This window comes from Streptomyces sp. NPDC096193 (genome assembly GCF_040302905.1).
Lineage (GTDB): Bacteria > Actinomycetota > Actinomycetes > Streptomycetales > Streptomycetaceae > Streptomyces.
In genome coordinates this window covers 138010-159536 of record NZ_JBEOSJ010000014.1, presented here as the reverse complement: position 1 = coordinate 159536, position 21527 = coordinate 138010, and the positions used below count along the sequence as shown (strand labels likewise).

The window sequence follows — 21527 nt, the reverse complement described above, 5'->3', positions numbered from 1 at the left end:
ACTCCCCCTGAGGGAGGTTCAAGTGTTCTCCTCGCCCGACGGCCTGTGCGGCATCGGAGAGCTCGCCGAACGCGCGGGTGTCAGCGTCAAGACCGTCCGCTTCTACTCCGACAGCGGGCTGCTGCCGGAAGCTTCCCGCAGTGCCGGCGGGCATCGCCGGTACGGCCGTGGCGCACTGGAGCGGCTGCGGTTGATCCGCTCGCTGCGCACCCTCGGTCTGCCGGTGGCCGACGTGCGCCGCGTCCTCGACGAGCAGGACGGCGAGGACCCCGCCATCGCGGAGGGCGGCGCGCTGGAGGACGCCGTCGCCGGGCAGTTGCGCGCGATCGGTTCCCAGCTCGCGGCCTTGCGCTGGCGGGAGGCCGCGCTGCAACTGGTGCAGGAGAGCCCCCCGGGCGAGCGGGCGGACCGGCTTCACCTGGTCGGGGCGGTGACCGCGCCGCCGAGCACGGCCCCGCTGGCCCGCTTCTGGCGTGGCTGGCTGCCGCCCCGGATGCCGGCCCGGGCGACGTCCGCGTTCCTGGAGGTGGCGGTTCCGTCTCCGCCCGACGACCCGGACCCGGCGCAGGTGCTCGCGTTCGCCCGGCTGACCGCGATGACGACCGGCCCGTGCGGCGCGTCGAAGCCGTGCCGTCCCCATGCGCACCAGGTCGCGGGATCCCGCGGGGCGGCGGTGCTGTACGCGGGTCTGGCCGAGGCGTACGAACTGGCGGGCGCCCAGATGCGCCGCGACCGGGAGCCTTACCCGGGCGAGGCGCTGGACGGCTTCGTGGACGCGTACGCGAGTGCGTTCGGGACCCGGGACACTCCGGGCTTCCGCCGTCTGCTGTCCGGGCAGCTCGCGGCCGACCCGCGGCTCGACCGGTACTGGGAGCTGACGGCCGAGCTGAACAGCCCGCCGGGCGGCCGTCCGGAGCCGACGCCCGGGTCCGCGCACGACTGGCTTCTCGCGGCACTGGACGCACAGCTATGGACCGCGGCGGTCGTGCCCGTACGCGTGCCGGCGCCGGTGTCCGAGGACACCGGCGCCGCTTTCCGCAGGGCCCGGCCGGGGTGAGCACGCCACCGACGAAGGCGGCGCGCTCACCCGCGGATGATCCGGAGGTGCCGGTCAGGCGCCCCCGGTGCGGACCTGACCGGCCTGCTCCTCGTCGCTGAACCGCTCGCCCCGCTCCGCCTTGTGCACCAGCAGCGCCGGCGGCTCGAACCGCTCGCCGTAGGCGGCGGCCAGCTCGCGGGCGCGGGCGACGAAGCCGGGCAGCCCGCCCTCGTAGCCGTTGATGTACTGGAGCACCCCGCCCGTCCAGGCCGGGAAGCCGATGCCCATGATCGAGCCGATGTTGGCGTCCGCGACCGACGTCAGGACGTTCTCCTCCAGGCAGCGCACCGTGTCCAGCGCCTCCGAGAAGAGCATCCGCTCCTTCATGTCCTCGAAGGGGATCTCGACGCCCGGCTTCGCGAAGTGCTCGCGCAGGCCGGTCCAGAGCCCGGCACGCTTGCCCTCCCCGTCGTAGTCGTAGAAGCCGGCGCCGCCGCTGCGGCCCGGGCGGCCGAACTCGTCGACCATCCGGTCGATGACCGCGTCCGCCGGGTGGCCCGCCCAGGTGCCGCCGGCCTCCTCGACCGCGCGCCGGGTCTCATTGCGGATCTTGCGCGGCAGGGTGAGCGTCAGCTCGTCCATCAGCGAGAGGACCTTGGCCGGGTAGCCGGCCTGGGCGGCGGCCTGCTCGACCGAGACGGGGTCGGCGCCCTCGCCGATCATCGCCACGCCCTCGTTGATGAACTGTCCGATCACGCGCGAGGTGAAGAAGCCGCGCGAGTCGTTGACGACGATGGGCGTCTTGTTGATCTGCCGGACCAGGTCGAAGGCGCGGGCCAGCGCCTCGTCCCCGGTGCGCTCGCCCTTGATGATCTCGACGAGCGGCATCTTGTCGACGGGCGAGAAGAAGTGCAGCCCGATGAAGTCGACGGGCCGCGTCACGCCCTCGGCGAGCGCGGTGATGGGCAGCGTCGAGGTGTTGGAGCAGAGCAGTGCGTCCGGTTCGACGATGTCCTGGATCTCCTGGAACACCTTGTGCTTGAGGGCGGTGTCCTCGAAGACCGCCTCGATCACGGCGTCGCAGCCCGCGAGGTCGGCGGGATCGGCGGTCGGTGTGATGCGGGCGAGCAGCGCGTCCCGCTTGGCCTCGGTCGTACGGCCGCGGGACAGGGCCTTCGCGAGCAGCTTCTCGCTGTACTCCTTGCCCTGCTGCGCCGCTTCGGCGGTGACGTCCTTGAGCACGACGTCGATACCGGCCCTGGCGCAGGAGTAGGCGATACCGGCGCCCATCATTCCGGCTCCGAGCACCGCCACCTTGCGGACGGGGCGCGGCTCGATGCCCTGGGGGCGGTTGGCGCCGGAGTTGACGGCCTGGAGGTCGAAGAAGAATGCCTGGATCATGTTCTTGGCGATCCGGCCGGTGACCAGTTCGGTGAAGTACCGGGCCTCGATGGTCTGCGCGGTCTCGAAGTCGACCTGCGAGCCTTCCACGGCGGCCGCGAGGATGTTGCGGGGCGCCGGGTAGGGGGCGCCCGCGGTCTGCTTCTTGAGGTTCGCGGGGAACGCGGGGAGGTTGGCGGCGAACCGCGGGTTCGACGGCGTGCCGCCGGGGATCTTGTAGCCCTTGACGTCCCAGGGCTGCTTGGACTCGGGGTTGGCTTCGATGAAGGCGCGCGCCTTGGCCAGCATCTCGTCCTGGGTGGCGGCCACTTCGTGGACCAGGCCGTTCTCCAGGGCCCGCTGCGGGGAGTACTGGGTGCCCTGGAGGAGCACCTTGAGCAGCGCGTCCGCGATGCCGAGCAGGCGCACGGTGCGGGTGACGCCACCGCCCGCGGGCAGCAGTCCGAGGGTGACCTCGGGCAGACCGATCTTCGAGCCGGGTGCGTCGAGGGCGATGCGGTGGTGGCAGGCGAGGGCGATCTCGTAACCGCCGCCGAGGGCCGCGCCGTTGATCGCGGCGACGACCGGCTTGCCGAGGGTCTCGATCCGGCGCAGGGCGTGCTTGATGGACATGCCCGCGTCGAAGGCCTGCTGGGCGTTCTCCGGACCGATCCTGATCATGTCCTTGAGGTCGCCGCCGGCGAAGAAGGTCTTCTTCGCCGAGGTGAACACGATGCCGCGGATGGAGTCCTGTTCGGCCTCCGCGCGTTCGGCGACGGCCGCGATGGAGTCCCTGAACGCCTGGTTCATGGTGTTCGCGGACTGGTTGGGGTCGTCGAGGACCAGGGTGACGATGCCGGTCTCGTCCTGTTCCCAGCGGATGGTCGAGGAAGTGGTGGTCTCGCTCATGGTGTGACTGCTCCGTTGTGGGGCCGTGAGGGACAGGACGGTCAGAGACGCTCGACGACGGTGGCGATACCCATGCCGCCGCCCACGCAGAGGGTGGCGAGGCCGTACCGCTTGTCCTGGCGCTCCAGTTCGTCCACGAGCGTGCCGAGGATCATCGCGCCCGTGGCGCCGAGCGGGTGGCCCATGGCGATGGCGCCGCCGTTGACGTTGATCTTGTCCAGGGACAGGTCGAGGTCGCGGGCGAAGCGCAGGACGACACCGGCGAAGGCCTCGTTGATCTCGACCAGATCGATGTCGTCGATCGCGAGCCCGGCCCTGCCGAGCGCCTTGCGGGTCGCGGGGGCGGGGCCGGTGAGCATGATGGTCGGCTCGGAGCCGGAGACCGCGGCCGCGACGATCCGGGCGCGCGGGGTCAGCCCGTAACGCTCGCCGACCTCCTTGTTGCCCACCGCGACGAGGGCGGCGCCGTCGACGATGCCGGAGGAGTTGCCCGCGTGGTGGACGTGGTCGATCTTCTCGACCCAGTGGTACTTCTGCAGAGCCACCGCGTCGAAGCCGCCCAGGTCGCCGATCCCCGCGAAGGACGGCTTGAGGGAGGCGAGGGAGTCCGCGGTGGTGCCCGGTCGCATGTGCTCGTCGTGGTCCAGGACGAGCAGTCCGTTGCGGTCGCGGACGGGCACGACGGACCGCTCGAAGCGGCCGTCCTTCCAGGCCGCCGCGGCCCGCTCCTGGGAGAGCGCGGCGTACTCGTCGACATCGCGGCGGGAGAAGCCCTCGATGGTGGCGATCAGGTCGGCACCGATGCCCTGGGGTACGAAGTCGACCGAGAAGTTGGTCATCGGGTCGGCGAACCAGGCGCCGCCGTCCGAGGCCATGGGCACCCGCGACATGGACTCCACGCCACCGGCGAGTACGAGGTCCTCCCAGCCCGAACGGACCTTCATCGCGGCCATGTTGACCGCTTCGAGACCCGAGGCGCAGAAGCGGTTCTCCTGGACGCCGGCGACCGTGTCGGGCAGTCCCGCCGCGATCGCCGCGATACGGGCGATGTCAGAACCCTGGTCGCCGACCGGGCCGACGACGCCGAGCACGATGTCGTCGACGGCCGCCGGGTCGAGTCCGGGGAAGCGGTCGCGGATTTCGTGGATCAGGCCGACGACGAGGTCGATCGGCTTGGTGCCGTGCAGGGCGCCGGTGGCCTTGCCGCGGCCGCGAGGCGTGCGGATCGCGTCGTAGACATACGCTTCGGTACTCAAGACAGCAGCCTTTCGAGGGTGATGAAGGTCGGGTCAGGCGAGCAGGGAGCGACCGATGATCTCCTTCATGATCTCGGTCGTACCGCCGTAGATGGTCTGGATACGGCCGTCGGTGAAGGCCTTGGCCACGCGGTACTCGGTCATGTAGCCGTAGCCGCCGTGCAGTTGCAGACAGCGGTCGGCGACGCGCTTCTGCAGCTCGGTGGCCCACCACTTGGCCATCGAGGCATGAACGGCGTCGAGCTCGCCGTTCGCGTGATCGACGATGCAGCGGTCGAGGAACGCGCGGGTGACGGCGCACTCGGTGGCCATCTCGGCGATTTCGAAGCGGACGTGCTGGAGCCGGGACAGTGGCCGCCCGAAGGCCTCCCGCTCCTTGACGTACTGGGTGGTGATCTCCAACAGGTACTCGGCGGCGGCGATACCGGCGACCGCGATGCCCATGCGCTCCTGGGCGAGGTTGGTCATCAGATGGATGAAGGCGCCGTCCCGCTCACCGAGGAGGTTCTCCTTGGGAACGCGTACGTCGTGGAAGAACAACTCGGCCGTGTCCTGGGACTTCTGGCCGATCTTGTCGAGGTTGCGGCCGCGCTCGAAGCCCTCCGCCCCGCGCTCGACGACCAGCAGCGACAGGCCCTTGGCACCGCCCTCGGGCGTCGTCTTCGCCACGACGACGACGAGGTCGGCGAGGATCCCGTTGGAGATGAAGGTCTTGGAGCCGTTGAGTATCCAGTGGTCGCCGCGGTCCTCGGCCGTCGTACGGATGCCCTGGAGGTCGGACCCGGCACCCGGTTCGGTCATCGCGATGGCGGTGACGATCTCGCCGCTGCAGAAGCCCGGCAGCCAGCGCCGCTTCTGCTCCTCGGTGGCGAGTCCCGTGAGATACGGACCGATGATGTCGTTGTGCAGTCCGAGCGCGAGCCCAGCGGCGCCGGCGCGGGTGAACTCCTCGGCGAGAACGGCGCTGTAGCGGAAGTCCGGGTTCCCGCCGCCTCCGTACTCCTCGGCAACGGCGAGGCCGAGCAGCCCCTGCCGGCCCGCGGCGAGCCAGGCCTCCCGGCTGACGATGCCGTCCTTCTCCCACTGCTCGTAGTGCGGCAGGACTTCCTTGGCGAGGAAGGTGCGGACGGTCTCGCGGAACGCTTCATGGTCCGCGGTGAAGATCTGGCGCTTCACAGGGTGCCCTCCTTGGCGGGCTCGACGAGGCCGGGCAGGTCCCAGTCACGGGCCACGGCGGCCGTGTCGGCTCCCGGCATGGCGGGACCCGTGCGCACCGAACCGGGGGTGGCGGAGAACCGCGGCGCGGGCGCCGGCTGGGTCACCCCGCCGTGGTCGACGAAGGTGCCGCGAGCGGCGAGATGCGGGTGCGCGGGAGCTTCCCGCAGGGAGAGCACCGGCGCCACACAGGCGTCGGAGCCCTCGAAGACGGCGGTCCACTCCGCGCGGGTACGGGTTCTGAAGCGGGCGGCGACGGCGGCGCGCAGCTCGTCCCAGCGGTCGAAGTCCTTACGGGCGGGGGCCTCGTCCTTGATGCCGAGCAGCTCGACGAACTCGTTGTAGAACTGCTGCTCCAGCGCTCCGACCGCCATGTACTCGCCGTCGGCCGTCTCATAGGCGCCGTAGAAGGGGCAGCCGCCGTCGAGCAGATTCGCCCCCCGCCGGTCCTGCCAGCCGCCGGCCGCCATCATGCCGTGGATCATCGTGGCGAGATGGGCGGAGCCGTCGACGATGGCCGCGTCCACGACCTGGCCCCCGCCGCCCTCGGTGCGGGCGTGCTGGAGTGCCGCGAGCACACCGACGACGAGATACAGGGAGCCGCCCGCGTAGTCGCCGACGAGGTTGGCCGGGACGGCGGGCGGCTCGTCGGGCTTGCCGATCATGCCGAGGGTGCCGGTGATCGCGATGTAGGCGATGTCGTGTCCGGCCCGCTGCCCAAGCGGCCCCTCCTGGCCCCAGCCGGTCATCCGTCCGTAGACGAGCCGGGGGTTGCGGGCCAGGCATTCCCCGGGCCCGACTCCGAGGCGCTCGGCGACGCCCGGACGGTAGCCCTCGATGAGGATGTCGGCCCGCTCGACGAGAGCGAGTGCCTGCTCGGGCCCGTCGTCGGCCTTGAGGTCGATCAGCACGGAGCGCTTGTTGCGGTTGGTGAGGTCGGACGCGGGGTCGATCGCGAGTCCCGCGCCGCCGGGCCGGTCGACCCGTACGACATCGGCGCCCAGGTCGGCCAGGAGCATGGCGGCGAACGGGCCGGGGCCGATTCCCGCCAGCTCGACCACCCGTACTCCGGTGAGCGGGCCGTTCCCTGCCACTGCCATGGAGTCCCCTGCTCTGATGTGACACAACTGATGTAACACCAGCGATGGTAAGAACGCGTTCCACCGGATACAAGGGTCTGGGCCGAGCAAGCGCTTAGATTCGGCTGACTTCGCGTCCTGACCTCGGGGCGGCCGGATGTTACCGATGAGGAACGCATCTTTTTCCGGGCGCGTTCGCACGCTAGCCTCAGCCACCGACGACAACGGCGGAGGGGCCATTGAACAGGCAGGACGCGACCGGTCGCGAGCAGCGCCCGTACGACATCGTGCTCTTCGGAGCCACGGGATTCGTCGGGGAGCTCACCGCCCAGTACCTCGCGGCGCATGCGCCGGAGGGATGCCGCTGGGCGGTCGCGGGCCGCAGCCGCCACAGGCTCGAACGGCTGCGCGAGCGCCTCGCCGAGAACCACCCGGGCTGCGCGGACCTCCCCCTGATCGAGGCACAGGCCGACGACGAGCAGGCGCTGCGCGAACTCGCCGAGTCCGCCCGGGTGGTGGCCACGACCGTCGGCCCCTACCTCTGGTACGGCGAGCCGCTGGTCGCCGCGTGCGCCGAGGCCGGGACGGACTACATCGACCTGACGGGCGAGCCCGAGTTCGTGGACCTGATGTACGTCCGCCACGACGCGCGGGCCCGGGAGACCGGGGCCCGGCTCGTGCACTGCTGCGGCTTCGACTCCGTGCCGCACGACCTGGGCGCGTACTACACGGTCCAGCAGCTGCCGCAGGACGTACCGCTGAACGTCGACGGATTCGTCCGCTCCAGCGCGGCCTTCTCCGGCGGTACGTTCGCGTCCGCGCTCAACGCGATGGGCCGCGGCCGGCAAATGGCGAAGGCCGCGCACGAACGGCGGCTGCACGAGCCGCGGTTGATGGGACGGCGGGCACGCTCCCCGCTCGGCGGGCCGCGGTTCAGCCGGGAGACGCAGGCCTGGGCGCTGCCGTTGCCGGTGATCGACGGCCAGATCGTCGCCCGTTCGGCGCGGGCGCTGGCCCGCTACGGGCCGGACTTCCGCTACCGGCACTACGCGGCGGTCAGGACGCTGCCCATGGCCGCGGGCGGGGCCGCGGCGGTCGGCGCCCTGGTCGGGCTCGCCCAGTTGCCCGCGGCCCGGCGCTGGTTGTCGGAACGGATCAAGCCGGGTGAGGGCCCTGACGAGAAGCGCCGGGCGAAGAGCTGGTTCTCGGTGCGCTTCGTCGGCGAGGGCGGCGGACGCACCGTCTACACGGAGGTCTCGGGCGGCGATCCGGGCTACGACGAGACGGCGAAGATCTTCGCCGAGTCGGCGCTGTGCCTGGTCTTCGACACCCTGCCGGACACCTCGGGGCAGGTCACCACGGCTGTCGCGATGGGCGACGCGCTGCTGAGTCGGCTCCAGGCTGCCGGGATCCGCTTCCGGGTGGCCGCGGCACGCTGAGGACCGGGGGGCGGCGGCACGCTGGGGGCGGGGCGGACCGGCTGCCGGAGTGAGCCCGGGAATCGGGCGGTCGGAACCCGGAGTCCGGGCCGTCGGAAACCCGGGGGTCGGGCCGTCGGGAAGGGGTCGGGCCGTCGGGCACCTGAGGGTCGAGCCGTCGGGCGCCGGGTAGGTCCTACGCGATCGCCTCGGCGAGTGCGTGGCGGCAGAGGCGGTCCGCACGCCGGGTGCTCTCCGGGAGCCGGTAGCGCGGCGTCAGGGCGAGGATGTGCGCGCACGCGTTGTCGAGGCCGGTGCGGTGGCCGACCGAGACGTAGACCGGTTTCACACCGTCCCGGGTACGCAGCGCACGGCCCACCTCCTCCCCGTCGTCCGCGAGGAGGGCGGCGACATCGCCCCGGCGCGGCCCGAGTTCGGCATGGGTGAAGACGAAGGGGTTCTTGGCGACTCCGATGACCGGCAGCCCGGTGAGCACCCCGAGGTGGGCGGCGAGCCCGAAGCGCCGAGGGTGTGCGCGACCGTAGCCGTCGCAGACGACGAGGCCGGGGTCGCGGGTGAGGGAGGCCAGAGCGGCCATCACGGTGGGGATCTCGCGGAAGGCCAGCAGCCCGGGAACGTAGGGGAAGGCCACCCGGCCGACCGCGGTGGCCTCCTCCACGACGTCGAGCGTCACGGCGTCCAGCACGACGGCCGCCGCCGCGACGACGTCACGCTCGTCGTCGTACGCCACGTCCACGCCCGTCACCAGCCCGGAGGAGGGCGGCGGGCCCGGCTCGTCCAGGACCACGCGGGTCCGCAGTTCGTCCTGGACGGCGATGGCGGTCGCCTCGTCGGCGGGCCAGTCGGCAGGCTTCTCGATGATCTTCATGGTGCGGCCACCCTACGACCCGGCGCCGGGTGCGCGCCCCGCGAACGGCACCGACTCCGCGGGGCGTTCGCGCCGCCCGCGGAGCCGTCGCCCGATCCGGCAACGCCCGGCTCAGGAACGCAGACTGTGGTTGTCCACCACCTTGTTCGCCACCAGAGCCGAGCGCCTCACCAACGTGTCCTTCGTGGTCACCTTGCCGTCGAGCTTTCCGCCGGCCACATACAGGGTGCGTTCGCCCAGGTACCTATGGGTCTTCGGGTCGATCAGCAGCTCCTGGCGCAGGTTGTACTCGGAACGCGCCTCGTACACCGCCAGGGCCGGCCGGCCCGCGGCGTCCTCGACCGGCTGCTTCGAGACCGTGACGCCGGAGAGCGTGCCGAGGGCGCGGAACAGCGACTCGCGAACCTTCGGCGGAATGTCGTCGACCTCCGTGAAGGCCAGCATCACGCGGTGGTAGTTGGCGCTGTCCACCAGGCTCTGCTTCCCGGCACCGCCGTCACCGACGGGAAAGATCGTGCTCAACGCCCGGAACAGCGCGGAAGGTTCGTCGGGCAGTTTCGCGATCTTGCCGCGCAGCGCCTTGGGGGAGCCCCAGTTGGCGGTGGTGATGCCGTGCCGGTCGATCTGCTTCGACTCGGGCAGGGTGCGTATCAGCTTGCCGCTGCCGTACTGCGTCCAGCTCTCCGTTTCGTGCGTCCAGCCAGCGGGGCTCCCCGCCCTGTCGTCGGTTCTCGGGTTGAGGTCGTTGACGAAGTTCAACGGCGCCTGCCACTCGATGACCTTGCGATAGACCCACTGACCGTCCCGGGGCTGGGTCACGGCCGGCGTCTCGGTCTGGGGGCGCGGCGGAGCGGGGTCCGGACCGAGCTGTGTCGACAGCACGGCGGCAGCCGCGACAGCGGCGGCGGCGCCGAGTGCCGTGAGTTTCCAGTTGCCACGGAACCGGGGCTTCCTGTCCTGTTCGGCGAGGAGCCGGTCGTGGGCGGGAGCCAGGCGGGCGCGGTCGGCGGCGGGTGCGTCGGCGCGGAACTCACCGAGCATCTGCATCTCATCCATGGGTGGCCGCCTCCTGCGACTGGCTTGCCTCGTAGGACGTGGGATCGCTCCCGCCGAGAGCCGAACGGACCTTCTTCCGGGCGCGGTTGAGCCGGGACCGCACGGTCCCGACCGGAATCGACAGTGCCTCGGCGACCCCCTGGTAGGTGAGGTCCGCCCAGGCGGTCAGCAGGAGGACATGGCGGTCGCGCGCGGGCAGCCCGGCGAGTGCGCCGGCCAGGGACCGGTGTGCGGCCTGCCCGCTGACGCGGCTGTCGGACCGGTCCGTCCACGACTCGGCGACGGGGTCGAGGCCGGTACGGGCCATGGCCTTCAACGCCCGTACCTCGGACCGTCGTCGGCGGCCGATGAGGTTGGCCGCGATGCCGTAGAGCCAGGGCAGGGCGTTGGAACGGGTGAGGTCATAGCGCGTGCGCGTACGGAACGCGATGAGGAAGGTGTCGGACGTGATGTCGTCGGCCGCGTCGTCACCGAGACGGCGGGTGACGTAGCGGTGGATGCCCGCGGCGTGCCGGTGGTACAGCTCGCCGAAAACCTCGGGCCGATCCAGGGACCGGGCTATCAGCGAGGCGTCCTCGTCATGTCTGTCGGGCGGGCTGGTCACACGGTCTCCGTATCGGCCGGCGGTCTGGGCACTCACTATTGCCCGATGTCCGCTGCCTGGTTCACGGAGGTCTCCGAGAGGTGGATGCCCGAGTGGAACGCGGGCGTGCCGGGCGTCCCCGGTACGCCGGGCCGCCCCGGCAACGGCAGGGCGCACCACGGGCTAGCCTGTCGATCATGTTCGTACTGGAATTGACCTACACCGCTGCGATCGAGCGCGTCGACGCGCTGCTCGATGAGCATGTGACCTGGCTGGACGCACTCTACGAAGAGGGTGTGTTCATCGCCTCGGGCCGCAAGAACCCGCGTGACGGCGGCGTGATCCTGGCCGTCGGGGACGACCGCGCGCGGATCGAGGAGGTCGCGGCGGCCGACCCCTTCACGGTCGGCGGAGTGTGTGAGTACCGGATCACCGAGTTCATCGCGACGAAGACCGCGCCCGGACTCGCGCCGTACCGGCAGCAGCTCTAGGAGTGTCCGGCCGGTCGCGGGCTCGCGCCGATCGGCCGGACGGCACCCGCGACACGTGCGGGGCGTGCGGTCCCGTACGACGCCGGCCCCAGGGCCTCTCGTTCGGATCTGCCGGGCTCGCGTGCCTGGCACGCACTCCCCTGTAGCCCTTCGGGCACGGGAGGTACCCCCACGCCGCGTTGCGGTCAGTCGCCGACGGGCCCCCGTAGCCCTTCGGGCACGGGAGGTGCCCCCACCCGTAGCCCTTCGGGCGAGGGCGGTACCCCCACCGCGTCGGTTCCCTCCTCCGCCTTACGGTCGCACGCAACAGACCCTCCCCCTACGCCCTGCGGGCGTGGGCGTGCTCCACTCACTGACCCGACCTGATCCGAACGACAGGCCCTAGCGGATGACGGACCCTGCCTCGGTCCTGTTGAACTCCAGGCGTGCGACGCGGCCCTTCTCGCCCGAGGCCCAGCAGCCGAAGTCCTTCGTGCAGTCGACGGTGTCGTACGAACCGGTGTCGACGGTGCGCCAGCGGCGGCCCCCGTCCACCGTCAGGTCGGTGCCGGTCGGGCCGACGGCCAGCGCCGCGCGGCTGCTGTGCGGCAGCCAGGTGACACCTGAGCGGTAGGCGGGCGGCGGTGTCGTGGACTGCTGCCAACTGCGGCCGCCGTCACGGCTGACCGCCGCCGCCTTGGGCGACTGCTGGTCGGTGCGGTAGTCGCCGCCGACCGCCAGACCGTGCCGGCGGTCGCTGAAGGCGAGGGCGAAGACCCCCCGAGCCGGATCGCCCGCCGGGATGGTGGACTCGGCGACGGCCCAGTGCAGACCGCGGTCGGAGGAGTGCAGCACACGGGCCGTGGCGCCGCCGCCGGTGGCGAGCCAGACGTCCTGGGGACCCGAGCTGACGAGGCACTGACCGCTCGCTGCGAAGCCCGCTTCGCCGGGCAGTGCGGCCGGCATCCCGGCGCTGGGCAGCACCTTCCAGGACGCGCCGCCGTCGGCCGTCGACAGGATGCGGTACTTGCCGTCCACCGGATCGCTCATGGCGAGGCCGTGCCGGCTGTCGAAGAAGGTGATGCAGTCGTAGAAGGCCTTCGGATCGGCGTTGCGGAAGGACTCGGTCCAGGTCGCTCCCCCGTCCGTGGTGCGAAAGACGCGGGACGCCTCGCCTTCGCCGATCGCCAGCACCACGGCACGGCGGGCGTCGAAGGCCTCGATGTCGCGGAACTCCAGCTCCCCCGCTCCCGGGGGCGAGATGTCGCGCCAGCTGCGGCCGCCGTCCGCGGTGCGCAGCACGGTGCCCTTGGAGCCCGCCACCCATGCGGTGTCACGGCTGACGGCCGCCAGGCCCCGGAACCGTACGTCCGTGCCGGTCTGCTTGAGGTTCCACTGCGGCGACACCCCGCTCCCGGAGTGCTGGGCCGCCTGCGCCGGGATCGTCAGAGCTGCGGCAACCGCCGCCGCGCACAGCCCCACCGACACCATTCGTCTCGTCTTCCCCATGGACGTCATGGCGCTGGAAGCTAGCCCACCCACCGCACCCCGTCCAGGGTGCCGTCTCCCGCGCGCGGGCGGTGACACATGTCACTCATGGTTCCGATGCACGCAATGGCTCGTTCTGCCGTCTCTTCCGGTGTCAGGCAGACGCCGGCGAGCCGTGCACCGAGGAGAAGGCCTTGTCCATCGTGATCGAACACGCCGTGCAGGCACGTATGGTCGCCTCGGCGCCCCGGATGGAATCCGTCCCGGCGACGCTGCTCTACGACCGCCGTGACCCCTTCGCCGTACGGATCGCCTTCCCCGCCACGGCGACCCTCGAAGGCACCGACGTGTCCTGGGTGTTCTCGCGCGAGCTCCTCGCGGCGGGCGTCGACGCGCCGGCGGGTTTCGGGGACGTACGGGTGCGGCCGTACGGCTACGACCGCACCGTCGTGGAGTTCCACGCCCCCGAGGGTGTGGCGATGGTGCACATCCGCACGAGCGAGCTGCGCCGGTTCCTCAAGCGCGTCCAGCAACTGGTGCCCGCCGGGCGCGAGCACCTCCATCTGGACCTCGATCACCATCTGGTCGAGCTGCTGCGCGACGCGAGCTGAGCTCGTCTGAGGGCTGTCCACAACCCCGGCGGGGCGCACGACGACAGCTACGGCACCTCGCCGCGCTGTCGGATCGCCTTGATGCGCGCGGGATACGGGGACCCTCCGCCTTGCGAAGCACCGCATCCGACGCCGCGTGCTGATCCGCCGGGTATACGGGACAGACCTCAACGCCCCTCACCGAGCAGGGCGTTGAGCTCGCCGTAGTCGTAGCCGTCCGCCACCGTCGTACACGTGCCCTCGGTGAGCAGTTCACGGGCGGCGTCGCGGACGAGCGCGTGGGCCGCCTGGGCGATCGAGGAGCCCGCGCTGATCCGCGCCACCCCGAGCCGCGCGAACTCCGCGGTGCTCGGCGCTCCCGGGCCCGTCATCACGTTCAGCGGGGCATCGATCCCCCGCGCCAGGGCCGCCACGGTGTCCGCGTCGGTGACACCCGGCACGAAGATCCCGTCCGCACCGGCGGCGACGCAGGCGGCGGCCCGCTTCAGCGTCTCCTCCAGCCGTCCCGCCTCGGGACCGATGCCCGCCAGGAACACGTCCGTACGGGCGTTGACGAACAGCGGGACGCCTTCCGCGTCCGCCGTGGCCCGGGCCGCGGCGATCCGGCGCAGATGCTCCTCGGCCGGGCGCGGACCGTCCTCGATGTTGATGCCGACGGCGCCCGCGGCGAGCACCGCGCGGACGGTGCCGGCGACGCCGTCCGCGCTCTGCGCGTAACCGCCCTCGATGTCCGCGGTCACCGGCACGTCGACGGCCGCGACGATACGGCCGAGGTGCTCCAGCGCGGCACCGCGGTCCAGCCGGTCGCCGTCCGCCGCGCCGAGGGCCCATGCGACGCCGGCGCTCGTGGTGGCGATCGCCTCGGCACCGGCCTCGGCGATGACGCGAGCGCTCGCGGTGTCCCAGGCGTTGGGCAGCACGAGAGGGCGGTCGGCGGTGTGCAGCGAACGGAAACGGCGGGCGCGTTCGATGGAGGTCGTCATGCGTGGAGCCAATCACCGGACGCCGGCGTCTGTCCGGCGGCTTTCCGACATCGACGTCCGGCTCCGGCCGCGCGCGCTGTCAGCTGCTGCCGGCGGTGGCCGCCGTCGTCGCCGCGACCACGACGACCGCGGTCCGTACCTCGTCGATCACCTTCTTCAGGGCCGGCGCCGCCACGCCGCTGCGCACGGTGAGGGCTTCGATGCGTTCCTTGTACTGCCGGCGTTCCCTGCCGGTCGCCAGGGTCCGCAGCTCGGCCGCGGCGGCCAGCGCGACCAGCGCGGCGTCCCGGTCGGAGACCTGGTCCACCGGGACCGGACCGGTCAGGACGTCCCGCGCGTCCGCGCGCAGCACCTTCACCACATCGGGACGCTCCAGGCGGTACCGCGTTCTGGAGAACAGTCCCCGTCCGGGCTCCTTGCGCAGATGACCGGTACCTGCGAGCTGGCGCTGGACGGCGTCGAGGGTGTACTTGGAATGGTTGGTCACCCAGCTCTTCCACTTGCGGGGCCTTGACTCCTCGATCAGCTCCAGGAGGTCGTCGAGCGCCGGATCGCCGGTGCGTTCGTCGGAGACGGGCCGGGCGATCCCCTCGTCGTCGGCGAGCACGCCCCGCTGGGCGAGTTCGGTGAGGGCCCCGGCCCGGACGAGGTGGGCGAGCTGGGAGACGCCCGTGAGCCTCATCCGTTCGGTGTCCCAGGCGAGGAGACAGAGCCGGGCGGCGAGCGAGAGCGATGCGTCGGGCATGGGCTGGTGCCTCCTGGTACGTCGCGCGGACAGGCCCTGGTCACGTAATTCCGTTGACAGGTTCTGGGCGCGCTCTTACGGTGTACAACGGTCCTGTCGTCGTCGATCGGAGAAGGACGTTGCTCGTCTGAGGTCTTGAGACACCGTGCGTCACAGCTGCAGTCACTGCGGCGTGCGCAGTGCGTGCGACCTCGGCATACGAGCCGTTTCTCCCCCGGCCGGGACTTCTACATCACCTCTTGTGCCCCGCCGGCGGCCGTCGCCCACATCTCGGTGTCCCCACCCGTTGCCCCGAACCCTTCCACGCAACAGGGAGACGCCTCATGTCTACCGCTTCCACCCACATCACCTGCACCGCCCTCGCCTTCGCCTGGCCCGACGGCACCGGTGTCCTCGACGACTTCCAGCTCGCCGTGGGACCCGGCCGTACCGGACTCATCGGCGTCAACGGATCGGGGAAATCGACGCTGCTGAAACTCGTCACCGGGGAGCTCACTCCCACGGAGGGCACGGTCCGCACCGTGGGCGAGGTCGGCTATCTGCCGCAGAACGTCGCACTCGGCACGAACCTGCGCGTGGACGAGGTGCTCGGCATCGCCGGGACCCGCGCCGCCCTGCACGCCATCGAGGCCGGTGACCCGAGTGAACACCACTTCGAGGCGGTCGGCGACGCCTGGGACGTCGAGGAACGTGCGCGCGCGACCCTCGATCAGCTGGGCCTCGGCCATGTGGGACTCGACCGCACGATCGGCGAGGTCTCCGGCGGCGAGGCCGTCCTCCTGCGGCTCGCCGCGCTGCTGCTGGCCGGGCCGGACATCCTGCTGCTCGACGAGCCGACGAACAACCTCGACCTGTACGCGCGCCGCCGGCTGTACGAGGCGGTCGCCAACTGGTCCGGGGTGATGGTCGTGGTGAGCCACGACCGCGAACTGCTGGAGCTCGTCGACCAGGTCGCCGACCTTCGTGACGGGGAGGTCGTCTGGTACGGGGGCAACTTCTCGGCGTACGAGGAGGCGCTCGCCGTGGAGCAGGAGGCCGCCGAGCGCATGGTGCGCGTCGCCGAGGCGGATGTGCAGCGCCAGAAGCGCGAACTGTCCGATGCCCAGGTCAAACTGGCCCGCCGCAAGCGCTACGGCCAGAAGATGTGGGACAACAAACGCGAACCCAAGATCGTCATGGGTGCGCGCAAACGTCAGGCCCAGGTCTCGGCCGGCAAGCACCGCATCATGCACACCGAGAAACTCGCCGAGGCGAAAGAACGGCTCGACGAGGCGGCGCTCGCGGTCCGGGACGACGACGAGATCCGTATCGAGTTGCCCTCCACCAAGGTCCACCCGGGCCGCGAGGTCCTGCGGCTGAGCGAGCTGCGGCTGCGCTACGGAGCCGAGGTGAAGGGAGAGTTCGAGGTACGCGGCCCGGAACGGATCGCCCTGATCGGCCGCAACGGCGCGGGCAAGACGACGCTGCTGCGCACGATCACCGGTGAACTGGAGCCGGTCGCGGGCGAAGCGGTGACCGCGGTGCCGCTGCGTTTTCTGCCGCAGCGGCTCGACGTACTCGACGACGCTCTCAGCGTGGTCGAGAACGTGGCCCGGTTCGCACCGGAGGCGACCGACAACCGCATCCGGGCACGGCTGGCGCGCTTCCTGTTCAAGGGCGCACGGGCCGACCAGCCGGCGGGCACGCTCTCGGGCGGTGAACGGTTCCGGGCCGCGCTCGCCGCGCTGCTGCTGGCGGAGCCGGCACCGCAGCTGCTGATGCTCGACGAGCCGACGAACAATCTCGACATGGCGAGCGTGCGCAAACTGACGGCGGCGCTGGAGGCGTACGAGGGAGCACTGATCGTGGCGAGCCACGACGTGACGTTCCTGGAGTCGATCGGCATCACGCGCTGGCTGCTGCTGGACGGCGAACTGCGGGACATCGGGCCGGACGACGTACGGGAGGGAGCGTTCCCGACGGCGTGACGCGCCGGACGCGCTTGCGGTGACGACCCGTGGGCCGGACAGAGGTTGTCCGGCCCACGGGTCGTTGTCGCCGGTGTGCCGCAGCGGGCGACGTCGAGGCCTCAGAGGGCGAGCAGGAGGACGAGCAGCACGGCCGGGGTGCCCGCCATGAGCACCGTCCCCACGACGGTGAACAGCCGGTCGACGCCTGTGGAGTCCCAGCCCTCGATGACGAATCGGCGGGGATCCGCCGGGTCGTATCGGACGGACACGAGGGTCCCTGTACGGAAGCAGTCCGCCTGCCGGACGGAGCCACGTCCGAACCTGGACGAGTACTCGCACGGGCGCCCGTCTGGGGTCGTCCAGGCCGCGACCGGGTGGTACAGCGTGACGCCTTCGTCGTATCGCCGGACATCGTGACGGACGATCCGCGCTTCGACGGTGACGCCTGCGCTACGCAGCACCCGGGCTCGCCGGAGTCCGTGGACGCCGAAGCCGAGGAAGACCACGCCGATCACCAGCGGGATGAGCGCGATGAGCCATGCAGGTTCCGTGTGGTGTGTGCCGTGTCCGTGGAGTGCGGGGTGTGGGGGTTCGGGTGGGGCGGGTGAGGTGACTTGGCCGACGTGCCCGTCACTCCGGTCCGCGCGTTCCGGGTCTCAGGCGATCCGGCTCAGCGGCAGAGCTTCATCATGGTGTCGTCGAAGTCAGGGAACTCCCGTATGGCCTGCTCGATCACCACAGCCGCCGACGCACGGTGATCCGGCGCGAACTGCTCGGCTGTGGCCGCCGGTTCGCGATGCGCCGGCAGGGTCCCACCACCGGGCTCGGGTTCGTAGGAGTTGGCCGCCTCCCAGGGACCGATCCCGTCGGCCAACAGCCACAGGAAGGCACCCAGGTTGCGGGCGACAACACCGGTCTCTCCCTCGGAGCCCATGAAGACAACGGGCTGCTCGACCAGTTCCCGATCTGCGCGGACCAGCCAGAACGCGGCGGATCCGCCGGTGCCGTCCCGGCCGAACATCCGGAAATCGTCGCCGTTCAACCCGCCGTTGCCGGTCCACGCTCTGACCCAATCGGTCGTCTCGGCGGCAGTCAGGAAGGACTCGTAGGGCTCGAAGTCGACTTCGTCATTGCCAATGCAGTCCAGCCGGACCACCATCGCGGCGGCGAGTGCAGGGGGAAACCGTCGGTCCTCGTTCAACGAGACACGAACAGACCAGCGACTGGTCAGGTCACGGTGACGGCCTGCCCTCCGGCGTCGCGGAACCGAGCAGACCACCTCCCGGGAGCGGCTCGGAGCACGCCCGCGAAGGGCTGTGCCCCGTTCACCGTCTCGGTACGAGATACCCGCATCGCGTCCACTTCCCGGCGGGGACTCCGTGCCAGTCTCCGAGGGCCAACCGCCCATCACCCCGCCGCACACGCCGCGTTGGCCCGCGAAGCGGGGTGCCCGAACCGGAGAGGACTCCCCCCACGCATGTCCACTCACCGTCTCACCCGCCGGCGCCCGTGGCGCCACGCCGTCATAGCCGTGGCGGCAGCGGCCGTCGCAGTCCCCACCGTCGCCTTCGCCGGTCAGCCCGGCACCTCCCCCGACGAGCGCACCACCGTCGGGGCCCTCGACGACACCTACTACGAGGGCGCCATCGGCAAGAGCGGCCCCGAGCTGAAAGCAGCTCTGCACACGATCATCAGCGAGCAGACGAAGCTCTCCTACGACGACGTCTGGGACGCGCTCAAGAAGACCGACGAGGACCCCGCCGACTCGGCGAACGTCATCCTCCTCTACACCGGCCGCTCCCAGGCCAAGACCACCAACGGGAGCGGGCCCGACAACTGGAACCGCGAGCACGTGTGGGCGAAGTCCCACGGTGACTTCGGTACCGCCGTCGGGCCGGGCACCGACATCCACCATCTGCGGCCCACGGACGTGTCCGTGAACAGCACGCGGGGGAACCTGGACTTCGACAACGGCGGCGACGAGGTCGCCGAGGCGCCCGGCAACTTCGCCGACGGCGACTCGTTCGAGCCGCGTGATCAGGTCAAGGGCGATGTCGCCCGCATGATCCTCTACATGGCCGTCCGTTACGACGGCGAGGACGGCGCCCCGGACCTGGAGCCGAACGACGAGGTGAACAACGGCTCCGCGCCGGCCATCGGCCGGCTGTCCGTGCTCAAGCAGTGGAACACCGAGGACCCGCCGGACGCGTTCGAGCAGAAGCGCAACGAAGCCGTCTTCGGCATCCAGCGCAACCGCAACCCGTTCATCGACCACCCGGAGTGGGTCGACGCCATCTGGACATAGCCGCCTGTCACTCGACGGTGAGGGGCTTTCGTTTCACCAACCGGCTTCGCTGTCGGTTCGGTGACCAGTCGCCCCGTCCGCGTGCGGCGACGGCCGGGCCGTCGCCGCACGCCTCCGTCGGGTGTGAACATCCCGGTCAGTGGTCGGCCGGCACCGGCGAGATCTGCTGCATGAGGCCGATCATGTCCGGTGAGACCCACTCCTCCGCGATTCTGCCGCCCTCGATGCGGTAGATCTCGATGCTCCGGAAACCGACCTGCCGGCCCGTCGCCGCGACCCCTTGGAAAGTGCCCCGGTGCGTGCCACGGAAGTGGACCCGTACGGCCACCTTGTCGTCGGCTCCGAACATGTCCTCGACATCGATCCGCAGGTCCGGAAATCCCGCCCACATGGCCTCGGTGCCCAGCCGCCAGATCTCCCGGCCGTACAATGGGTCAGGGAGCCCAGGGAGGTTGGCGATGAAGTTCTCCGCCAGCAGCTCCACACACGCGTCGAGATCTCTGCTCGCCAGCGTCGGATAGGCCGTGCGGAGCAGGGCCAGGTTCTTCTCGGTAGCGGTGTCCATCGTGGTTCCTTTCGTGGTTCCTTTCCAGGGGTTCGCCCGCCATGCGGTGATCGCTCCGATCCGCACGGCTTTCCCGCATGGCTTTCAGTAGAGACCCTGCCGCCGCGTCATGGTCAAGAACGGCCCCCGACTCCCCCCGCGGTCCCCTACGCCCGGGCGACGACCGCCTCGCAGAGTTCACGTTCCGCCGTCCGAAGGCCCACCGGTGAATCTTCACGATGGAACCTGTCGGCCTGATTCGGGGTCTGACGGGGCACGAGGCGTCACTGTGGGCAGCGACGCCTACCGAGCAGCACAGGGAGTACGGATGGTCACCACCGGGCTCGACCCGGCCGGCTGGGCACCGAAGCCGGTGCGCGTGGCCTACGCGCTGACGTTGGCCGGGACAGCCGTCGAACTCGTCGGGTGGGTACTGGGCTCGTTCGTCATAACTCCGACGCGCGGGGCAGAACTCCGCGAGGAGCTGGGGCCGTCCGAGGCGCTCCTGCAACTCGGCGCGTCCGGAGGCATGCTGGTCGCGCTCAGCGGACTGTGGCTGCTCGGCGCGTACAGGATGCGGGCGGGACGCCCGTGGGCTCGCATCGCCCTCGCGCTCGCCGGTGCTCTGTGCGCCCTCTGGCTCCTGAACGACACGACCATGAGCGGGTTCGACGTGTCCCTCGCCGCGGAGCGCAGCCACGAGGTCCTGGCGATCGCCGCCGCCGCGCTGCTGTGCCTGCCCGCCGCCAACGCCCACTTCACCTCGCACCGTGCCCAGCCCACCTGCTGACACGGCGGCCCAGCCCGGCCGGCCCGCGCCGCGACGACGACCGTGCGGCATCCCCGTACAGGCACTGCTCGGTGGCGCCGCGGGCGTCGCCCTGACCGCTGTGTTCCTCACCGTCCTGTGGTGGCCACGGTCCGACGTCGTCCACCGCAGCAGCGCCCCCTCGTCGGTGACCTACGCGGACGGTTCGTCGCACCACCTGGGCCTGGTGCACGAGCACACCCTGTCGGGCAGGCACTCCTACAGCCTGGTCATCGGCCGGGACCCCGGGCTGTCCTACGGGCACCCGGTGGGCGTCGACACGGATCTGGGCGCGGACGGGATCGAATCCACCACCTGGACGTCCGCAGGCGTGCGCGTCCGCTTCCCGACGGGCCATGAGGTCTTCGTCCCGGCCAGGTTCTTCCTGTACGGCCGGTAGGCCGCCGACGGCGGCCGCACAGGTCAATTGTCGATGCATGCCCATGGGCGCCCCGGTATATCCGTGCCCCGCTGATTCTGGCTGAACTCCGCTGACAGGGCGGCGAACCCCGCTCACAGAGGGACGAACGCGCGCCTCGCGCGGGGGCCACCGCGGCGAACCCGCCAGGGAGGCGCGTTCCTGGTGGGCAGCCGTGTGGCATTGTCAGTGGCATCTGGTAACGCCCGCGGCACGCATGTTTCGCATGTGACCGGATGCGACCAAGTGATGGCGCCCATCGCACAGTTGCGATCGATTTTCAAGACGGAGGGTTTCAGTCAAAGAGTGCTGACGATCTTGGCCGAGATGGATCGACAAGACGACAATCCTACAGACGGTCTGCCTGGAGGCGGAGAACCAC

The 21527-nt window shown here is 70.9% G+C and carries 21 protein-coding genes; 8 read left to right on the top strand and 13 right to left on the bottom strand.

Annotation, left to right across the window (positions count from 1 at the left end; all coding sequences use genetic code 11):
- The first annotated feature begins 22 nt into the window (after positions 1-22).
- Positions 23-1057: a helix-turn-helix domain-containing protein gene (locus ABTX78_RS21435; protein WP_352208363.1), complete on the top strand. Its 1035-nt coding sequence runs from the start codon at positions 23-25 to the stop codon at positions 1055-1057.
- 54 nt (positions 1058-1111) lie between these two features.
- Here ABTX78_RS21435 and ABTX78_RS21430 read toward each other — a convergent pair whose 3' ends face one another.
- The 4 genes from ABTX78_RS21430 to ABTX78_RS21415 are packed head-to-tail and all read right to left on the bottom strand — an operon-like array spanning position 1112 to position 6899.
- Positions 1112-3328 carry a 3-hydroxyacyl-CoA dehydrogenase NAD-binding domain-containing protein gene (locus ABTX78_RS21430; RefSeq protein WP_352208362.1) on the bottom strand — a complete coding sequence of 739 codons (2217 nt, stop codon included), beginning with the start codon at positions 3326-3328 and terminating at the stop codon, positions 1112-1114.
- 41 nt (positions 3329-3369) lie between these two features.
- Complete coding sequence (locus ABTX78_RS21425; protein WP_352208361.1) at positions 3370-4584, bottom strand: acetyl-CoA C-acetyltransferase; 1215 nt, start codon at positions 4582-4584, stop codon at positions 3370-3372.
- Positions 4585-4617: 33 nt separating this feature from the next.
- Positions 4618-5760 carry an acyl-CoA dehydrogenase family protein gene (locus ABTX78_RS21420; protein ID WP_352208360.1) on the bottom strand — a complete coding sequence of 381 codons (1143 nt, stop codon included), beginning with the start codon at positions 5758-5760 and terminating at the stop codon, positions 4618-4620.
- Positions 5757-6899 (bottom strand): CaiB/BaiF CoA transferase family protein, encoded by a 1143-nt coding sequence (locus ABTX78_RS21415; protein ID WP_352208359.1) that lies wholly within the window; start codon positions 6897-6899, stop codon positions 5757-5759. The genes ABTX78_RS21420 and ABTX78_RS21415 overlap by 4 nt, the downstream gene beginning before the upstream one ends.
- A gap of 218 nt (positions 6900-7117) precedes the next feature.
- Between ABTX78_RS21415 and ABTX78_RS21410 the strand changes: the two genes are divergently transcribed.
- Positions 7118-8317: a saccharopine dehydrogenase family protein gene (locus ABTX78_RS21410; protein ID WP_352208358.1), complete on the top strand. Its 1200-nt coding sequence runs from the start codon at positions 7118-7120 to the stop codon at positions 8315-8317.
- 175 nt (positions 8318-8492) lie between these two features.
- Here the strand turns inward: ABTX78_RS21410 and ABTX78_RS21405 are convergent, their stop codons facing one another.
- The 3 genes from ABTX78_RS21405 to ABTX78_RS21395 form a co-directional block, all read right to left on the bottom strand.
- Positions 8493-9185, bottom strand: coding sequence for an endonuclease V (locus tag ABTX78_RS21405; protein ID WP_352208357.1), 693 nt, complete (start codon positions 9183-9185; stop codon positions 8493-8495).
- A 111-nt stretch (positions 9186-9296) separates the two neighbouring features.
- Positions 9297-10241: a hypothetical protein gene (locus tag ABTX78_RS21400; RefSeq protein ID WP_352208356.1), complete on the bottom strand. Its 945-nt coding sequence runs from the start codon at positions 10239-10241 to the stop codon at positions 9297-9299.
- Complete coding sequence (locus tag ABTX78_RS21395; protein WP_352208355.1) at positions 10234-10845, bottom strand: RNA polymerase sigma factor; 612 nt, start codon at positions 10843-10845, stop codon at positions 10234-10236. The genes ABTX78_RS21400 and ABTX78_RS21395 overlap by 8 nt, the downstream gene beginning before the upstream one ends.
- 176 nt (positions 10846-11021) lie before the next feature.
- Here ABTX78_RS21395 and ABTX78_RS21390 point away from each other — a divergent pair, with 176 nt between their 5' ends.
- Positions 11022-11315 (top strand): YciI family protein, encoded by a 294-nt coding sequence (locus ABTX78_RS21390; RefSeq protein ID WP_352208354.1) that lies wholly within the window; start codon positions 11022-11024, stop codon positions 11313-11315.
- A gap of 381 nt (positions 11316-11696) precedes the next feature.
- Here the strand turns inward: ABTX78_RS21390 and ABTX78_RS21385 are convergent, their stop codons facing one another.
- Complete coding sequence (locus ABTX78_RS21385; protein ID WP_352208353.1) at positions 11697-12812, bottom strand: WD40/YVTN/BNR-like repeat-containing protein; 1116 nt, start codon at positions 12810-12812, stop codon at positions 11697-11699.
- 164 nt (positions 12813-12976) lie between these two features.
- Between ABTX78_RS21385 and ssgD the strand changes: the two genes are divergently transcribed.
- Positions 12977-13393: a spore wall synthesis regulator SsgD gene (ssgD, locus tag ABTX78_RS21380; protein WP_352208352.1), complete on the top strand. Its 417-nt coding sequence runs from the start codon at positions 12977-12979 to the stop codon at positions 13391-13393.
- Positions 13394-13560: 167 nt separating this feature from the next.
- Here ssgD and ABTX78_RS21375 read toward each other — a convergent pair whose 3' ends face one another.
- On the bottom strand, positions 13561-14376 hold the full coding sequence (locus ABTX78_RS21375; RefSeq protein WP_352208351.1) for an isocitrate lyase/PEP mutase family protein: 816 nt from the start codon (positions 14374-14376) through the stop codon (positions 13561-13563).
- A 79-nt stretch (positions 14377-14455) separates the two neighbouring features.
- On the bottom strand, positions 14456-15121 hold the full coding sequence (locus tag ABTX78_RS21370) for a GOLPH3/VPS74 family protein (protein ID WP_352208350.1): 666 nt from the start codon (positions 15119-15121) through the stop codon (positions 14456-14458).
- 323 nt (positions 15122-15444) lie between these two features.
- On the opposite strand from ABTX78_RS21370, the gene ABTX78_RS21365 reads away from it, so the two are divergent.
- Positions 15445-17088 carry an ABC-F family ATP-binding cassette domain-containing protein gene (locus tag ABTX78_RS21365; RefSeq protein ID WP_352208349.1) on the top strand — a complete coding sequence of 548 codons (1644 nt, stop codon included), beginning with the start codon at positions 15445-15447 and terminating at the stop codon, positions 17086-17088.
- A 101-nt stretch (positions 17089-17189) separates the two neighbouring features.
- Here ABTX78_RS21365 and ABTX78_RS21360 read toward each other — a convergent pair whose 3' ends face one another.
- Together ABTX78_RS21360 and ABTX78_RS21355 are read right to left on the bottom strand one after the other, a co-directional pair.
- Complete coding sequence (locus ABTX78_RS21360) at positions 17190-17531, bottom strand: DUF3592 domain-containing protein (RefSeq protein WP_502993923.1); 342 nt, start codon at positions 17529-17531, stop codon at positions 17190-17192.
- 209 nt (positions 17532-17740) lie between these two features.
- On the bottom strand, positions 17741-18229 hold the full coding sequence (locus ABTX78_RS21355; RefSeq protein ID WP_352208348.1) for an SMI1/KNR4 family protein: 489 nt from the start codon (positions 18227-18229) through the stop codon (positions 17741-17743).
- A 318-nt stretch (positions 18230-18547) separates the two neighbouring features.
- Between ABTX78_RS21355 and ABTX78_RS21350 the strand changes: the two genes are divergently transcribed.
- Positions 18548-19375: an endonuclease I family protein gene (locus tag ABTX78_RS21350; RefSeq protein ID WP_352208347.1), complete on the top strand. Its 828-nt coding sequence runs from the start codon at positions 18548-18550 to the stop codon at positions 19373-19375.
- Between the two features lie 136 nt (positions 19376-19511).
- Here ABTX78_RS21350 and ABTX78_RS21345 read toward each other — a convergent pair whose 3' ends face one another.
- On the bottom strand, positions 19512-19940 hold the full coding sequence (locus ABTX78_RS21345) for an ester cyclase (RefSeq protein ID WP_352208346.1): 429 nt from the start codon (positions 19938-19940) through the stop codon (positions 19512-19514).
- A gap of 307 nt (positions 19941-20247) precedes the next feature.
- Between ABTX78_RS21345 and ABTX78_RS21340 the strand changes: the two genes are divergently transcribed.
- Together ABTX78_RS21340 and ABTX78_RS21335 are read left to right on the top strand one after the other, a co-directional pair.
- Positions 20248-20709 (top strand): hypothetical protein, encoded by a 462-nt coding sequence (locus ABTX78_RS21340; RefSeq protein ID WP_352208345.1) that lies wholly within the window; start codon positions 20248-20250, stop codon positions 20707-20709.
- Entirely contained in the window at positions 20690-21127 is a 438-nt protein-coding gene (locus ABTX78_RS21335) for a hypothetical protein (RefSeq protein WP_352208344.1), read from the top strand. Before ABTX78_RS21340 ends, ABTX78_RS21335 begins: the two co-directional genes overlap by 20 nt.
- The last annotated feature ends 400 nt before the right edge of the window (positions 21128-21527 follow it).

Coding starts and splice junctions, on each gene's coding strand:
- ABTX78_RS21430 (WP_352208362.1), bottom strand. CDS start 3,328: ATGAGCGAGACCACCACTTCCTCGACCATCCGCTGGGAACAGGACGAG.
- ABTX78_RS21415 (WP_352208359.1), bottom strand. CDS start 6,899: ATGGCAGTGGCAGGGAACGGCCCGCTCACCGGAGTACGGGTGGTCGAG.
- ABTX78_RS21405 (WP_352208357.1), bottom strand. CDS start 9,185: ATGAAGATCATCGAGAAGCCTGCCGACTGGCCCGCCGACGAGGCGACC.
- ABTX78_RS21400 (WP_352208356.1), bottom strand. CDS start 10,241: ATGGATGAGATGCAGATGCTCGGTGAGTTCCGCGCCGACGCACCCGCC.
- ABTX78_RS21390 (WP_352208354.1), top strand. CDS start 11,022: ATGTTCGTACTGGAATTGACCTACACCGCTGCGATCGAGCGCGTCGAC.
- ABTX78_RS21385 (WP_352208353.1), bottom strand. CDS start 12,812: ATGACGTCCATGGGGAAGACGAGACGAATGGTGTCGGTGGGGCTGTGC.
- ABTX78_RS21375 (WP_352208351.1), bottom strand. CDS start 14,376: ATGACGACCTCCATCGAACGCGCCCGCCGTTTCCGTTCGCTGCACACC.
- ABTX78_RS21370 (WP_352208350.1), bottom strand. CDS start 15,121: ATGCCCGACGCATCGCTCTCGCTCGCCGCCCGGCTCTGTCTCCTCGCC.
- ABTX78_RS21365 (WP_352208349.1), top strand. CDS start 15,445: ATGTCTACCGCTTCCACCCACATCACCTGCACCGCCCTCGCCTTCGCC.
- ABTX78_RS21355 (WP_352208348.1), bottom strand. CDS start 18,229: ATGGTGGTCCGGCTGGACTGCATTGGCAATGACGAAGTCGACTTCGAG.
- ABTX78_RS21350 (WP_352208347.1), top strand. CDS start 18,548: ATGTCCACTCACCGTCTCACCCGCCGGCGCCCGTGGCGCCACGCCGTC.
- ABTX78_RS21345 (WP_352208346.1), bottom strand. CDS start 19,940: ATGGACACCGCTACCGAGAAGAACCTGGCCCTGCTCCGCACGGCCTAT.
- ABTX78_RS21340 (WP_352208345.1), top strand. CDS start 20,248: ATGGTCACCACCGGGCTCGACCCGGCCGGCTGGGCACCGAAGCCGGTG.